The sequence below is a fragment of the Corynebacterium pygosceleis genome, from assembly GCF_016595275.2.
Classification (GTDB): Bacteria; Actinomycetota; Actinomycetes; order Mycobacteriales; family Mycobacteriaceae; genus Corynebacterium; species Corynebacterium pygosceleis.
Genome location: NZ_JAENIQ020000004.1, coordinates 87,333 through 101,886, shown reverse-complemented (window position 1 = coordinate 101,886; position 14,554 = coordinate 87,333). Strand labels below are relative to the sequence as shown.

The window sequence follows — 14,554 nt, the reverse complement described above, 5'->3', positions numbered from 1 at the left end:
CCGAACATGGCTGACAGAATCGAACTCAAGGGCCTGAAGGTCCACGGGCGGCACGGCGTGCTGTCCTCGGAACGTGCCGCCGGACAGGAGTTCATCGTCGACGTGACCTGCTGGCTGGACTTCACGGCGGCGGCGGCCGGGGATGACCTGACCCGGACCGTCGACTACTCCGAACTCGCCCACCTCGCGCACAAGATCGTCGCGGGCAGTCCCAGGGACCTCATCGAGACGGTGGCCGCCGAGATCGCGGATACCGCGATGGGTACGTTCAACCAGCTCTACGCGGTGGAGGTCACGGTGCACAAACCACACGCCCCCATTCCCCTCGACTTCAGTGACGTGGCTGTCGTCGCGCGGCGTTCGCGCGGCGGCCGGGGGCAGGGGCCGTCCTGATGCGCGCGGTCCTGTCGGTCGGAGCCAATCTCGACGACGCGGCACGTGCCGTCGACGGTGTACTGGGGTACTTCCGCCCGGAGACCGTCGCCGTCTCACCCGTCTACGACACCGCGCCGTGGGGGGTCACGGATCAACCGGACTTCGCCAACGCCGTGGTCGTCATCGATACCCGGGACTCGCCCGAGGAACTTCTCGGACGCTGCCAGGCACTCGAGGACGCCGCGGGCCGGGTCCGTGAGATGCGCTGGGGGCCCCGGACCCTCGACGTCGACATCGTGCAGTGCACCGACGCCGACGGATCGGAGATCCGCAGAGCCACCGAACGGCTGACACTGCCGCATCCGCACTCGCATGAGCGCGCGTTCGTCCTGGTTCCGTGGCTCGCGGCGGATCCCGACGCACGATTGTCCGGTGTGCCCGTGTCCGATCTCGTCGACGGGCTACCCCCCGAAGATGTCGCCGGGGTGAGACTCCCCGGGGAGGAACAGCCGTGAGGACCACCCCGATTCCGCTGCTCGTCATCACCACCCTGTTCGCCGCGGGGGTCGCCGCGATCCTGACCTGGCGGTTCTACGCCAGTTTCATCCCGATATCGGTGACCGCCTCGGTCACACCGTGGCTGATGGCGGGGTTGTGCGGGGTGCTCGCACGTCGTGTCCGCGTTCATCTCGACAAGGGCCGGATCGGCCTGGACCGGAGCCAGCTGAATCCGATCACCGTCGCGCAGTGGCTCGTCATCGGGAAGGCCTCCGCGTGGACGGGAAGCGTCGTCGGTGGCGTCTATCTGGGGATCGCCGCCTACGTCGTGCCCCGGGCGGGGACGTTGTCGGCTGCCGCGGATGATCTTCCCGGTGTCGTCCTGTCACTGCTCGGTGGAGCGGCGATGGCTGTCGCGGGGATGATTCTGGAGCGGAGCTGCGAGGTTCCGCCGCCGTCGGACGCGGAACCCGCCGCCGTCGCGTAGCGGTCGAGTCTCCGGGGAGGAGGCTTTTCCCCGGTGTGCCGGGTCTGCGTGCCTGGGCCGCCGGAACCGTCCCCTTTAGTACATTGGTACCCATGAGCGACGCCGACGAGAACGCGACACCCTCCGGTACCGATCCGCTGCAGGGAGAACAGCAGAACGACAGATGGCAGGTGGTCCTGGTCGTCCTGGTGGTTCTCGCGTTGATCGCGGTCATGGTGATGCTGTTCACCGGCAGTGACGTGGCGTTGAAGATCGGGGTGGTCGCCGCTCTGTGGGCGGCGGTTCTCGGGATCATCCTCGCCGCCCGTTACCGGGGTCAGATCGCGGCGGAACGGCGCGACCGGGAGCGTGCGGAGCGCCTCCACGAGGAGGATCTCCGCCGTGAGGTCGCCGAACACCGTGAACAGGAGCGGATCCTCGAACGGAGCTACCTCGAATCGCTGGATGACTACCGGGACACCGCGCTCGCCGAGATCCGTGAGCAGCTGGAGGCCATGCGCGCACAGCTCGAGGAACTCAGCGGACAGACCTGGAGCTACGAACCGGCGGCGCTCCAGGCGGAGGCCCGGCGGATACAGGAGCTGTTGGCCGGGCCCGGACACGGCACGGGGGCCACAGGGGATGACGGTGCGTCGGCCCGGACGGGAACGCCGCGTCCGGAGGAGGAGGACACGGGGTCCGTTGAAGCCGAGGATGACCGTGACATCCAGGACGCCCAGGACATCCAGGACGCCGAGGAGGTCCGCGACATCCCCGAAACCCCGACCGCGGGCACCCTCGGGGACACGGTGGGTGCCGGGGACGGGGCACGGACCGGCGCCGTCGACCCCGATCCGGCCGGAATGTCCGCTGCGGTGGCGGACCCGGAGGTCCCGTCCACGGTCGGGGCCGGGGAGAGCGACACGGACACGGACCCGGTCGATGACGTCGACGAGGACGTCACCGGGGCCCACACACCCATCAGTGCACCCTCCTGGTTGACCTCCCCCTCCGCGCTGAAGCCGAACCCGTTGATCACGGGGGAGGACATCCCGGGTGCGGGAGTACCGGCGGACGCCAGTTACCTGATCACGGGTGGCCGCGGCGGCCGGATCGGCGAGCGCGAGGCCGCCGACGCCCCGGCGGGCGCGCACGCGGCACACGGTGAGCGGGAGACCACGGGCGCCGGTGACTCCGGCGGCGGGTTCGACACCGGCGCCATGGCCGCTGTCCCGTGGGATGCGACGGGACGGTCCGCGTCCCGGGGTGCCGCGCATGCGGTGGGCCCGGACCACCGTTCCGCTACCCCGCAGGACGCGGAGAACACCCGGCACGGACGTCGTCGCCGGGACGAGCGTGGTGGCGGGGGAATCTCCGTGGCTGAACTGCTCCAGAATCTCCGCGAGAACGGAAACGACGGTCAGTGACCCGGCCCACCCGACCGACCCCGCCGCGACTGCGGGTCGGGTTCTACGGCACCGACGGGATCGCTGCCGGGGTGGCGGAGAGACTGGCCGGTGTCGGGCACCGGATCACGGCGGTGGTCGACCCGAACCGAGCCGACCTCCACACCCGGTTTCCGGTCGATGATGCGGTGGGGACGGGGATCAGTGCCCTGGGGGGTTGTGATCTCGTCCTCATCTGTGTCACCGACGAGGAACTTTCCGAGGCGGTGGCGGCGCTCGTCCCGTACGTCTCGAGCAGGCAGATGGTCGCCCATCTCTGTGTCTCCGCGGGGGTGGGTGCCCTGGCCCCGGTGGCTGAGGGCGCGGCGCTGGTGATGGCCCTCCACCCCGCGGTCTATCCGGTCGCGTCACCGGATGCGGTGGGTGTGCTGCGTGACGCCGACGCGCTGGAGGGCGCGCCGTGGATCGTCAGCGCCGATCCCGGTCCACCGGAAGGCGTGGCGGAGGTGCTCGTCGCGGAGCTGGGCGGGTGGCCGGTGCACGTACCGGACGTCGAACGGCCGGCGTTCGCGGCCGGCCTCCAGCACGCGACGGAACACCTGATGAGTGTCATCGATGACGCCTGTTCGATGATCGACGAGGCCTGTGCCCGTGGCGGAGGCTCCGGGGAGGGGACGGGGCGGTCGCTGCTCCGGCGGACATCCCGGAGGATGCTGGAGGTGGTGCTGTCGGACCCGGACCACGCTGTCCCCGGACCGGTCTACCGGGCTTCCGTGGACACTCTCCGGTGGCAGCACGATCGGGGGATCCCGGACGGCGCCGCCGCGCGGAGTTACCGTGATCTCGCGCGGCGGACCGCGGAACTCACCCCGTTCGGGGACATCGACATCGAGCTGTGGGCGGATGGGCCCTCCGACGGGGGCAGGGAAACCGGGAACTAGGCGAATGCACCCCCGTCCGGGGTCGTTCCATGGTTGGGAAGCACCTGTGCTGGTCATCACATGTTTGTGTGGCTCCACCCTGTCTGGTGACGCCAATTGCCTGGTTGTCCGGGTGTCGTGGCGGGGAGCGTGAAGTGACACGGGGCCGATCCGGCCTCAAACCCGAATCTCAGATACCTCTTTTGTCTAGGCTCTAGGTGTGCAACTGACCCGGTTCTCCGATCTCGGCCTGCGGATCCTCATGCGTCTCGGTGAGGCGTCCGCGACCGACTCACCCCGCATGACCGTCGCCGACCTCGCGGACGCCATCGAGGCCCCGGAGACCCACGTCGCCAAGATCGTGTCCCGCCTCGCCGGGATCGGCGTCGTCCGGAGTGTCCGGGGCAGGGCCGGGGGCGTCCAGCTCGCGGAATCCGCCCCGTCGCTCAGCGTCGGACGTCTGCTCCGGGAGATGGAACCGAAGACCCCGGTGATCGACTGCTCCGCACCGTCCCCCTGCCCCTATCTCGAGGGGGACTGCCTGCTGCGGCACCGGCTCGCCGCCGCCACGGAGGCGTTCTACCGGAGCCTGGATGATCTCCACGTCGCCGACCTCATCGCCGACGCCTCCAGACCCCGGGACACCCCGGTGAGCCTGGGTCTACCGCACACCCCCTGACCCCCATCCGCCGCGACCGTGTCCGCCCGCACGTCGCGGTGGGACCATCGACCGAGGAGAAACCAGCCCATGTTCGTGACCACCCAGCCCGACACCTCCCGCACGCTGTCCGAGAAGAACGCCGACATCGTCCGCGCGACCCTGCCCGTGATCGGTGCACACATCAACGAGATCACCCCGATCTTCTACGACAAGATGTTCACCGCCCACCCGGAGCTGATCAGTGACCTGTTCAACCGGGGCAACCAGGCCGCCGGTGAACAGCCCAAGGCACTCGCCGCGTCGATCGCCACGTTCGCCACGATGCTCGTCGACCCGGACGCCCCGGACCCGGTGGAGATGCTCGGCCGCATCGGGCACAAGCACGTCTCCCTCGGTGTCACCCGTGACCAGTACAAGATCGTCCACGACAACCTCTTCGCCGCGATCGTCGACGTTCTCGGCGACGCCATCACCCCGGAGATCGCCGAGGCGTGGGACGAGGTCTACTGGCTCATGGCCGACGTCCTCATCGACTTCGAGGAGGAGCTGTACGCCTCCGACGGTGTCGAACCCGGAGAGGTGTTCCGCGACGTCACCGTCACCGAGAAATACGACCTGCCCGGTGACGTGACCGTCTACACCCTCGCCGGTGATCTCTCCGAACCGCGCCCCGGCCAGTACACCTCTGTCGGCGTGAAACTCGATGACGGTGCCCGCCAGCTGCGCCAGTACTCCATCATCGGGGGCGACGCCACGAAACTGACCATCGCCGTGCGCCGTGAGGGGGAGGTCTCCGGCTTCCTCCGCGACCGCGTCGATGTCGGCGACACCGTCCAGGCGACCCTGCCCGCCGGTGACCTCGTGCTCGACGACGCCGACAACCCGGTCGTCCTCGTGTCCTCCGGAATTGGGTCCACCCCGATGACCGGCATGCTCCACCACCTGGTGAAGACGGGGGCCACCCGGCCGGTCACCGTCCTGCACGCGGACACCGATGAGGCGCACTTCGCGCAGCGTGAGCAGATGGAGGGCTACGTCGCGGATCTGCCCGACGCCACCATGGAGGTCCGCTACCGGGAAGCGGGCGAGCGCATCGAGATCGCCGCTCACCTGCCGGCCGACGCGACGGTGTACCTGTGCGGTGGAACCGGATTCCTCCAGGCCATGCGGGATCAGATCGCCGCACTGCCCGCAGCCGACGCACCGAAGTCCGTCCACTTCGAGCTGTTCGCCCCGAACGACTGGCTCATCAGCTAGTCCCCTCCCCGGAGGATGATCGGCGTCGACGTATCGACTACGCTGGCGAGATGTGACTGACACGAAGAAGAACCCAGCTGTGACCACGCCCGACGCCGATGACGTCCCGGAGCAGCTCCGCATCCGCCGTGAGAAGCGGAGCCGGCTGCTCGACGGTGGTGTCGAGGCCTATCCCGTACAGGTGAGGCGCAGCACCTCCATCGCGGATCTGCGCGACCGCTACCGGGTTCTCCCAGAGGACGCCGAGGAGGCCGCCGCCGTCGTGCGCGAGGACGGCGTGACCTACCTGGAGAAGGGCGAGGAGACCACCGACATCGTCTCCGTCGCCGGCCGGGTGATCTTCGTGCGCAACACCGGCAAGCTCTGCTTCGCCAGCATCCAGGACGGCGACGGCACCCAGGTGCAGGCGATGCTCTCCCTCGCGGAGGTCGGGGAGGAGGCGCTCGCGGGCTGGAAGAGCGACGTCGACCTCGGTGACTTCGTCTCCGTCACGGGCCGGGTCATCTCCTCTCGCCGCGGTGAACTGTCGGTGATGGCCTCGGAGTGGCAGATGGCCTCCAAGTCACTGCGCCCCCTGCCCGTCGCCCACAAGGACCTGAGCGAGGACACCCGCGTCCGGCACCGCTACACCGACCTCATCATGCGTCCCGCCGCCCGCGAGAACGCGATGACCCGGATCAGGGTGATGCGTGCACTGCGTCACCATCTTGAGGGGGAGGGCTTCCTCGAGGTCGAGACCCCGATGCTGCAGACCCTCCACGGCGGGGCCGCGGCCCGTCCCTTCCAGACGCACTCCAACGCCCTCGACATCGACCTCTACCTGCGTATCGCGCCGGAGCTGTACCTCAAGCGCTGCGTGGTCGGCGGCATCGACCGGGTCTTCGAGGTCAACCGCAACTTCCGCAACGAGGGCGTCGACTCCTCCCACAGTCCCGAATTCGCCATGCTGGAGACCTACCAGGCGTGGGGCACCTACGACGACGGCGCCGAGACCATCAAGAACCTCATCCAGGCCGTCGCCACCGAGGTGTTCGGCTCCACCACGGTCACCCTCGCCGACGGCACCGAGTACGACCTCGGCGGCGAGACCTGGCAGACCCTCGAGATGTACCCCTCCCTCAACGAGGCGCTCGCCCGGAAGTTCCCCGGGCAGCCCGAGGTCACCGTGGACAGCACCGTCGAGGAGCTCAAGGCCATCGCGGACGTGATCGGCCTGTCCGTCCCGCAGAACGCCGGCTGGGGCCACGGCAAACTGGTCGAGGAGATCTGGGAGCTGCTCTGCGAGGACCAGCTCCACGGCCCGGTCTTCGTCCGGGACTTCCCCGTCGAGACCTCCCCGCTGACCCGCCAGCACCGCGACAAGCCCGGGGTCACCGAGAAGTGGGACCTCTACGTCCGCGGATTCGAGCTCGCCACCGGCTACTCCGAGCTCATCGACCCCGTCATCCAGCGGGAACGTTTCGTCGACCAGGCCCGGCTCGCAGCCGACGGCGATGATGAGGCGATGGTTCTCGACGAGGACTTCCTCACCGCGATGGAGCAGGGCATGCCCCCGACCGCAGGCTGCGGCATGGGCATCGACCGGCTGCTCATGGCGCTGACCGGTCTCGGGATCCGGGAGACGATCCTGTTCCCGATGGTCAAGCCCGAGCCCAGGCAGTAACCCCGTCACGGTGAACGGCCCGGCACACTCCCCGCGGGGAACGTGCCGGGCCGTTCGCCGGTTTCCGGGATCAGTCCCGGTTCTCCGGCAGTTCGATGTACCGTGCCGGGCGCAGTCTGGGGATGACGAGGCGTTCGATCAGGCCGAGAACGAGCATGAACACGATGAAGATCACGTAGATCATCGCGGTCGTGGTCGCGGACCTGGCCAGACCGATCTCGGTGGCGTCCATGAAGTTGTAGGGGTAGTAACCACCGGTGGCGTGCGCCCGCCAGAACGTCCAGGCGGTCCACACCAGGGGGATCACCAGTGATCCGAGGAGTGTGGATAGACGGACGTCCGGGCGGTGCCGCCGGGTCATGTGGAGGAGCCAGATCACCGGGAGCAGTACCGGCATGATGCCGTGGATGACCGGTGCGGTGAACGCCTGGGTACCGGTGTTCGGTGACCCGTCGGCGATCAACAGGTGGTACACCAGTCCGGTGGCCATGAGCATGATCGTGGCGTCCAGCCGGAGGACCGCCCCCAGCCATCCTCCGTCACGGCCCCGGACGAACAGGAACGCGTAGGAGAGTCCGGCGACGGCGCCGAGAATGTTCGACCAGAGGGTGAAGTAGGAGTAGTAGGCGACGAGCTTCTCGCCGGGGGTCCCGAAAGCGGGGAAGTCGGTGAACGGTGTCGTCGCGGCACCGTATCCACCGACGATCGCGGCGCTCACGCCGAGGACGGCCGCCACGATTCCGAGGAATCGGATCACCGGCACTGCTGAGGATCTCATTTGGTTTACCTTACAACACGGTCAGGTGCGGAGGATTCCGCCGTGCCCGGTCGTGACGGGGACAGGGTCCCGTCGACCGTGTTCGCTACCGGCGTACAGCGGGTCGGAACGGTGTGTAAAAGTGCCCTCACCTGGGGTTCGTCATGTGGTTCGGGGTGGTGGTTGTCGTCTGGTGCGCACCGTCACCGGACTACCGGATTACCGGGATCGGTGGGGAGGTTACAGTGGTGGCACTAACACCCAGCGATTCCAGGGGAGAGATATGTTCGAGAGGTTTACCGACCGCGCCCGCCGCGTCATCGTCCTGGCTCAGGAGGAGGCGCGGATGCTGAACCACAACTACATCGGCACCGAGCACATCCTCCTGGGACTGATCCACGAGGGCGAGGGGGTCGCCGCGAAGGCGCTCGAGTCCATGGGGATCTCGTTGGACGCCGTCCGCCAGGAGGTCGAGGAGATCATCGGGCACGGCACTCAGCCGCACACCGGTCACATCCCCTTCACCCCGCGGGCGAAGAAGGTCCTCGAGCTCTCCCTCCGTGAGGGTCTGCAGATGGGCCACAAGTACATCGGCACCGAATTCCTGCTGCTCGGCCTCATCCGTGAGGGCGAGGGCGTCGCCGCGCAGGTGCTCGTCAAGCTCGGCGCCGACCTGCCGCGTGTCCGTCAGCAGGTCATCCAGCTGCTCTCCGGTTACGAGGGTAACCAGGGGGATTCCCCCGAGGGCGGTTCCGGCGGCCCCGAGGCCGTCGGTGCGGGTGCGAACCCGGCCGGACGCGCGGGTGGTCCCGCCGGTGAACGCTCGAATTCGCTGGTCCTCGACCAGTTCGGCCGCAACCTGACCATCGCGGCGAAGGAGGGCAAGCTCGATCCGGTCGTCGGCCGCGAGAAGGAGATCGAGCGGATCATGCAGGTCCTCTCCCGCCGGACGAAGAACAATCCGGTCCTCATCGGTGAGCCCGGCGTCGGCAAGACCGCGGTCGTCGAGGGCCTGGCACTGGACATCGTCAACGGCAAGGTCCCGGAGACGCTGAAGGACAAGCAGGTCTACTCCCTCGACCTGGGGTCCCTCGTCGCGGGATCCCGCTACCGGGGCGACTTCGAGGAGCGCCTGAAGAAGGTGCTCAAGGAGATCAACCAGCGCGGTGACATCATCCTGTTCATCGACGAGATCCACACCCTCGTCGGCGCTGGTGCCGCGGAAGGCGCGATCGACGCCGCCAGCCTGCTCAAGCCGAAGCTGGCCCGTGGCGAGCTCCAGACCATCGGTGCGACCACGCTCGACGAGTACCGCAAGCACATCGAGAAGGACGCCGCCCTCGAACGTCGTTTCCAGCCGGTCCAGGTTCCCGAGCCGAGTGTCGAGATGACCATCGAGATCCTCAAGGGACTGCGTGACCGGTACGAGGCACACCACCGTGTCTCGATCACGGATGGTGCGCTCGCCGCCGCGGCGAACCTCTCGGACCGCTACATCAACGACCGTTTCCTGCCGGACAAGGCCGTCGATCTCATCGACGAGGCCGGTGCGCGGATGCGCATCAAGCGGATGACCGCGCCCGAGGGGCTGCGTGAGATCGACGAGCGCATCAACGACGTCCGTCGTGAGAAGGAGGCGGCCATCGACGCGCAGGACTTCGAGAAGGCCGCGGGCCTGCGTGACAAGGAGCGGAAGCTCGGCGAAGAGCGCGCGGAGAAGGAGAAGCAGTGGCGCTCCGGCGACCTCGAGGAGGTCGCCGAGGTCGGCGAGGAGCAGATCGCCGAGGTTCTGGGCAACTGGACCGGTATCCCCGTGTTCAAGCTCACCGAGGAGGAGTCCTCCCGGCTGCTGCGCATGGAGGATGAACTGCACAAGCGGATCATCGGCCAGGATGACGCCGTCAAGTCCGTCTCCCGCGCGATCCGTCGCACCCGTGCGGGTCTGAAGGACCCGAAGCGTCCCAGTGGTTCGTTCATCTTCGCCGGCCCGTCCGGTGTCGGTAAGACCGAGCTGTCCAAGGCACTGGCGAACTTCCTCTTCGGCGAGGACGACGCCCTCATCCAGATCGACATGGGCGAGTTCCACGACCGCTTCACCGCGTCGCGCCTGTTCGGTGCACCCCCCGGCTACGTCGGCTACGAGGAGGGCGGCCAGCTTACCGAGAAGGTGCGCCGCAAGCCGTTCTCCGTCGTGCTCTTCGACGAGATCGAGAAGGCGCACAAGGAGATCTACAACACCCTGCTCCAGGTGCTGGAGGAGGGCCGTCTCACCGACGGTCAGGGTCGTATCGTGGACTTCAAGAACACCGTTCTGATCTTCACCTCCAACCTGGGTACCCAGGACATCTCCAAGGCCGTCGGCATGGGCTTCTCCGGCAGCGGCACGATGGGGGCCGAGGGCCAGTACGAGCGGATGAAGCAGAAGGTCAACGACGAGCTGAAGAAGCACTTCCGCCCCGAGTTCCTCAACCGCATCGACGATGTCGTGGTGTTCCACCAGCTCACGGAGGAGCAGATCATCGAGATGGTCGACCTCATCGCCGCCCGCGTCACCAGGGCACTGCACGCCAAGGACATGGATCTCGAACTCACCGACAAGGCCCGGCGACTGCTGGCCAAGCGTGGCTTCGACCCGGTGCTCGGCGCCCGGCCGCTGCGCCGCACCATCCAGCGGGAGATCGAGGACGTCCTGTCCGAGAAGATCCTGTTCGGTGAGCTCGGTGCCGGTGAGATCGTCACCGTCGACGTCGAGAACTGGGACGGCGAGTCCAAGCCGGCCGACGCCACCTTCACGTTCACCCCCCGGCCGAAGCCGCTGCCGGAGGACGAGGAGTTCAGCGAGATCAGCGTCGAGGCCGCTGAAGCCATCAAGGACGTCTCCGACGCCGCCGACGGCGACGTCCCCGAGGGGGACACCGCCCGGGAGATCGAGGAAGAGGACGTCATCGAGTCCGCCGAGCACGTCGAGAACCCGGACCACCCGGACCAGGACAAGGGACGGCACTCCGCCCCGGACGACGACGGAGACACCCGTTCCGGTGGCGGTCAGGCACCCACGGGTACCGTCTAGTCACGGATCCGACGCCCACGGTCGATGACTGTTGATGAGGGCCCGGCAGGAGTTTCACACTCCGGCCGGGCCCTCATCGTCGACCGACGGGCCGGGGCGCCGTATCCCGACCCGGGTCGGTCCTGCGCCACAGCGTCCGCCGGTCGTAGAATCAGAGGGTGGTGTCCGCCGCATACGGTGGACCGGACAGGTACCGGGCCGCACGCCCGGTGCACAGGCGACAACCGGACGATCAGGGAGCACCAGTGGGACTGAACTACCGTCGACGCAAATCACTCGGCAAGGGCACATGGCTCAACCTCTCCGGGTCCGGCGCCTCGGTGTCGAAGCGTTTCGGGCCTCTGACGGTGAACTCACGTGGCCGTGTGTCACTCCGGCTCCCCGGGGGACTCAACTGGCGTGGCCGCTGGCGCTGACATCACCGGGGGCCGTCCGACGACACCCGACGACGGAATCACGAGGAATGAGGAAGGTGACTGGTTGTGGCGGGCGACGGTCTTCCGGGCCGGGATCTGCAACGGTTGATCCATCTCCAGCAGCAGATGGGGAGGGAGGCCGACGCCGTCCTCCGGCTCGGCCTGATGATGACGGCAGCCGGCACCGGCGGCTACCGGGTGTTGCGCGCGATGAAACGTGCGGCCCGGTCCCTCGGTTTCGACAGGCTCGACGCGATCGTCTCCGTCAACACCATCACCTGCACCTTCCACCGCGGTGAGATGTTCCGGACGGTGGTCGCCAACCACCACGAACCCGCCGTCGACGCCTCCCGGATAGAGGCGCTCGAGGATCTCAGCCACCACATGCACCGGCGTTTCACCGTGGAGGAACTCAACGCCGAGCTCGACACCGTGGAAAGAACCGTGGTGAAGCGCTGGCCCCGGCTCCTGCTCTCGGTCGCCGCGGGCCTGGCCTGCGCCTCCTTCGCGGTCCTCAACCGGTACCCCGTGAGTGAGGCCGCCGTCGTCGCGGTCTCGGCGGCATGCGGACAGTTCCTCCGTGTGAGTCTCGGAAAGAGACACTTCAACCAGCTCGGGACCGTCGCTGCGGCGGGGTCCGTCGCCTGTCTCGTCTACTGGGCCGTCGCGGTGGCGCTGGGAATGACGGGGCACACCGACACGACCTCCTTCGCGGCCGGCTACGTCGCCGCCGTCCTGTTCCTCATACCCGGCTTCCCGCTGTTCTCCGCGCTGCTGGACCTGACCCGTTTCGACATCACCGCAGGTATCTCCCGGCTGACGTACGCGCTGAGCGTCATCGTCACCGCGACGATCTCCGTCGGGATGGTCAGTCTGGTGACCGGGCTCAACCCACTCCCCGCCAACCCCGGTCCACCGTCCGCGGTCTGGTGGGCCGCGGCCGCGGCGGCCAGCTTCGTGGGGGTCGCCGGTTTCGCGTTGCTGTTCAACTGCTCCCGCCGCATGGTTCTGCTCGGGGCTTCGCTCGCCACGGTGGCGAACATGCTCCGGCTCGTCCTCGTCGCCCACGATGTACCCCAGCACCTCGCGGCGTTCATCGCGGGTGTCGTCATCGGCGTCATCGCCGCGTTCATCCACCGTGCGGCCCGTGTCCCACGGATCACCGTCACGGTCCCGGCCTCCGTCATCATGATCCCCGGGGTCGCCATGTACACCTCGATGTACGCCCTGAACACCGGTGACATGGACCTCGCCCTCTCGGCGGCCGCCTCAGCGGCGCTGGTCGTCGTCAGTATCGCGGCCGGGCTGGCCCTCGCCCGGATGCTCACCGACCCGGACTGGGCCTACGGGCGTGCCATCGATCTGCGCAAACAGCTCACCGATCCGATCCCGGATTCCGCCGGGGGAGAGTGATCCGGCCGTCGTCGAGTTCCTCCGCGAGTCCGTCGGTCAGAAGACCGAGCAGTGCCCGGGCCCGCTGTTCCGCATCGGGCCACACCGCGTCCACCCGGGAGCGGTCCACCGGCCCGTCCGCGTCGCGCAGCACCGCCATGATCTTCCCGCGCACCTGCCGGTCCGTGCCCTCGAACTTCTGCACCCGTTTCTTCGCCGCCCCCAGTTCCGCATCGGTCGGTGCGGGGCACCCGGCACGCCGCCACGCGCACCGCGACCGGACCGGGCAGCCGTCGCAGTCGGGACGTGCCGCGGTACAGACCAGCGCACCGAGTTCCATCAGCGCCACCGAGAACCGGGGCACCAGGTCCGGGTCGGACGGCAGGATCGACGCGACATCGGCCAGGTCCCGGCGTCGGGGGGAACCGGCCAGGAACCGGCCATCCACCAGTCTGCGGTACACCCGGCGCACATTCGTGTCGACCACCGGGACGGGTTTCCCGTACGCGAACGCCGCCACCGCCCGGGCCGTGTAGTCACCGATGCCGGGAAGCGCGAGCAACTCGTCGACGTCATCCGGCACCCGGCCGTCATGACGCGCGGTGATCGCCGCAGCGCAGTCCTGCAACCGGAGCGCCCTGCGGGGATAGCCGAGCCGTCCCCAGGCGCGCAGCACCTCATCGGTTCCCGCTGCGGCGAGGTCCGCCGGGGTCGGCCAGCGCTCCATCCATTCGCACCAGACCGGTTCGACACGGCGGACGGGGGTCTGCTGGCTCATCACCTCGGACAGCAGCACCCCCCATGCCCCCGTCGACGGGGTCCGCCACACCAGCTCGCGCCGATTGGCGTCGTACCAGTGCAGGAGAGTCCGGGTCATCACAAGGGCAGGAGTCTATCGGGTTCCGACGTCGGTCACACATCGTCCGTGATGTCTCACCGGGGCCGTCGACGGTGCACAATTGAGTCATGACGAACACCCTTTCACCGGATGCGAACCGGACCCCCCGAAATCCGAAGGCCGTGTGGGCCGCGTTGATCGAGGGGAACCGTCGTTTCATGAACTTCTCGGTGGAACGCCCGAACCAGGATGCGCTGCGCCGCAGTCAGCTGACCCAGGGGCAGGAACCACTGGCGGTAGTTCTCGCCTGCTCCGATTCCCGGGTTCCCGTGGAACTCATCTTCGATCAGGGGCTGGGGGACGTCTTCGTGATCCGCACGGCGGGGGAGATCATCGACCTCGCCGTCCTCGGGTCCCTGGAGTATGCGGTGGAGTCCCTCCATGTCCCGCTCGTCGTGGTTCTCGGGCACGAGTCCTGTGGCGCGGTGGGGGCCACGATGCGGGCACTGGACGGCCACGAGATCCCCGGTGGATTCCAGCGTGTGCTCATCGAGAAGGTCAGTCCCTCGATCCTCGACGCCCGCGCCGCCGGCCGTCGTACGATCGAGGAATTCGAGGCGCACCATGTCGCCGAGACCGTCGACCAGGTGCTGTCCCGCTCGCCGGAGATCAAGGCCCGGGTGTCCAAGGGGACCTGCGGCATCGTCGGGGTCCGCTACCGCCTGTCCGACGGAATGGCGGAGCCCGTCGTCACCATCGGGGTCAACGACGACTGACAAAACAAGTGGGGACACGCCGCAGGGTTGACGCATGTCCGTCCACGGATCCGCCTAGA

14 protein-coding genes are annotated in these 14,554 nt (G+C 68.1%); 12 read left to right on the top strand and 2 right to left on the bottom strand.

Going from position 1 to position 14,554, the window contains the following annotated elements; translation table 11 throughout:
- The first annotated feature begins 6 nt into the window (after nt 1–6).
- From folB to lysS, 8 genes are all read left to right on the top strand, one after another.
- Nucleotides 7–393, top strand: coding sequence for a dihydroneopterin aldolase (gene folB, locus JIM94_RS09145; RefSeq protein ID WP_200253509.1), 387 nt, complete (start codon nt 7–9; stop codon nt 391–393).
- The gene (gene folK / locus JIM94_RS09140; protein WP_200253507.1) at nt 393–890 is read left to right on the top strand and encodes a 2-amino-4-hydroxy-6-hydroxymethyldihydropteridine diphosphokinase; all 498 of its coding nucleotides are present in this window, start codon (nt 393–395) and stop codon (nt 888–890) included. The genes folB and folK overlap by 1 nt, the downstream gene beginning before the upstream one ends.
- Nucleotides 887–1,360: a DUF3180 domain-containing protein gene (locus JIM94_RS09135; protein ID WP_200253505.1), complete on the top strand. Its 474-nt coding sequence runs from the start codon at nt 887–889 to the stop codon at nt 1,358–1,360. The genes folK and JIM94_RS09135 overlap by 4 nt, the downstream gene beginning before the upstream one ends.
- A gap of 92 nt (nt 1,361–1,452) precedes the next feature.
- A complete protein-coding gene (locus tag JIM94_RS09130) occupies nt 1,453–2,766 on the top strand; it encodes a DUF6779 domain-containing protein (RefSeq protein WP_200253503.1) in 1,314 nt (437 codons plus the stop codon).
- Nucleotides 2,763–3,686: a DUF2520 domain-containing protein gene (locus JIM94_RS11420; protein WP_200253502.1), complete on the top strand. Its 924-nt coding sequence runs from the start codon at nt 2,763–2,765 to the stop codon at nt 3,684–3,686. Before JIM94_RS09130 ends, JIM94_RS11420 begins: the two co-directional genes overlap by 4 nt.
- Before the next feature lie 199 nt (nt 3,687–3,885).
- Nucleotides 3,886–4,344 carry an RrF2 family transcriptional regulator gene (locus JIM94_RS09120; protein WP_200253500.1) on the top strand — a complete coding sequence of 153 codons (459 nt, stop codon included), beginning with the start codon at nt 3,886–3,888 and terminating at the stop codon, nt 4,342–4,344.
- A 69-nt stretch (nt 4,345–4,413) separates the two neighbouring features.
- Nucleotides 4,414–5,583: a globin domain-containing protein gene (locus tag JIM94_RS09115; protein WP_200253498.1), complete on the top strand. Its 1,170-nt coding sequence runs from the start codon at nt 4,414–4,416 to the stop codon at nt 5,581–5,583.
- 52 nt (nt 5,584–5,635) lie between these two features.
- Nucleotides 5,636–7,246 (top strand): lysine--tRNA ligase, encoded by a 1,611-nt coding sequence (gene lysS, locus JIM94_RS09110; RefSeq protein WP_248086052.1) that lies wholly within the window; start codon nt 5,636–5,638, stop codon nt 7,244–7,246.
- A 70-nt stretch (nt 7,247–7,316) separates the two neighbouring features.
- On the opposite strand, the gene JIM94_RS09105 is transcribed toward lysS, so the two are convergent.
- Complete coding sequence (locus JIM94_RS09105; protein WP_200253496.1) at nt 7,317–8,024, bottom strand: Pr6Pr family membrane protein; 708 nt, start codon at nt 8,022–8,024, stop codon at nt 7,317–7,319.
- 262 nt (nt 8,025–8,286) lie between these two features.
- Between JIM94_RS09105 and JIM94_RS09100 the strand changes: the two genes are divergently transcribed.
- The 3 genes from JIM94_RS09100 to JIM94_RS09090 all read left to right on the top strand — a co-directional run bounded on the left by JIM94_RS09100 (nt 8,287) and on the right by JIM94_RS09090 (nt 12,902).
- Nucleotides 8,287–11,073 carry an ATP-dependent Clp protease ATP-binding subunit gene (locus tag JIM94_RS09100; protein WP_234039603.1) on the top strand — a complete coding sequence of 929 codons (2,787 nt, stop codon included), beginning with the start codon at nt 8,287–8,289 and terminating at the stop codon, nt 11,071–11,073.
- Between the two features lie 245 nt (nt 11,074–11,318).
- Nucleotides 11,319–11,489 (top strand): DUF4236 domain-containing protein, encoded by a 171-nt coding sequence (locus JIM94_RS09095; RefSeq protein WP_200253495.1) that lies wholly within the window; start codon nt 11,319–11,321, stop codon nt 11,487–11,489.
- 126 nt (nt 11,490–11,615) lie between these two features.
- Nucleotides 11,616–12,902 (top strand): threonine/serine exporter family protein, encoded by a 1,287-nt coding sequence (locus JIM94_RS09090; RefSeq protein WP_200253675.1) that lies wholly within the window; start codon nt 11,616–11,618, stop codon nt 12,900–12,902.
- Here JIM94_RS09090 and JIM94_RS09085 read toward each other — a convergent pair.
- Nucleotides 12,865–13,758, bottom strand: coding sequence for an HhH-GPD family protein (locus JIM94_RS09085; protein ID WP_200253493.1), 894 nt, complete (start codon nt 13,756–13,758; stop codon nt 12,865–12,867). The two genes, JIM94_RS09090 and JIM94_RS09085, sit on opposite strands and share 38 nt — an antisense overlap.
- Before the next feature lie 89 nt (nt 13,759–13,847).
- Here JIM94_RS09085 and JIM94_RS09080 point away from each other — a divergent pair, with 89 nt between their 5' ends.
- Nucleotides 13,848–14,495 (top strand): carbonic anhydrase, encoded by a 648-nt coding sequence (locus JIM94_RS09080; protein ID WP_200253491.1) that lies wholly within the window; start codon nt 13,848–13,850, stop codon nt 14,493–14,495.
- Nucleotides 14,496–14,554 lie beyond the last annotated feature (59 nt).

What these genes read in the sequence shown, in the direction of transcription:
- folB (WP_200253509.1), top strand. Translation starts at nt 7, where the DNA reads ATGGCTGACAGAATCGAACTCAAGGGCCTGAAGGTCCACGGGCGGCAC.
- folK (WP_200253507.1), top strand. Translation starts at nt 393, where the DNA reads ATGCGCGCGGTCCTGTCGGTCGGAGCCAATCTCGACGACGCGGCACGT.
- JIM94_RS09130 (WP_200253503.1), top strand. Translation starts at nt 1,453, where the DNA reads ATGAGCGACGCCGACGAGAACGCGACACCCTCCGGTACCGATCCGCTG.
- JIM94_RS09115 (WP_200253498.1), top strand. Translation starts at nt 4,414, where the DNA reads ATGTTCGTGACCACCCAGCCCGACACCTCCCGCACGCTGTCCGAGAAG.
- JIM94_RS09105 (WP_200253496.1), bottom strand. Translation starts at nt 8,024, where the DNA reads ATGAGATCCTCAGCAGTGCCGGTGATCCGATTCCTCGGAATCGTGGCG.
- JIM94_RS09100 (WP_234039603.1), top strand. Translation starts at nt 8,287, where the DNA reads ATGTTCGAGAGGTTTACCGACCGCGCCCGCCGCGTCATCGTCCTGGCT.
- JIM94_RS09090 (WP_200253675.1), top strand. Translation starts at nt 11,616, where the DNA reads ATGGGGAGGGAGGCCGACGCCGTCCTCCGGCTCGGCCTGATGATGACG.
- JIM94_RS09085 (WP_200253493.1), bottom strand. Translation starts at nt 13,758, where the DNA reads ATGACCCGGACTCTCCTGCACTGGTACGACGCCAATCGGCGCGAGCTG.
- JIM94_RS09080 (WP_200253491.1), top strand. Translation starts at nt 13,848, where the DNA reads ATGACGAACACCCTTTCACCGGATGCGAACCGGACCCCCCGAAATCCG.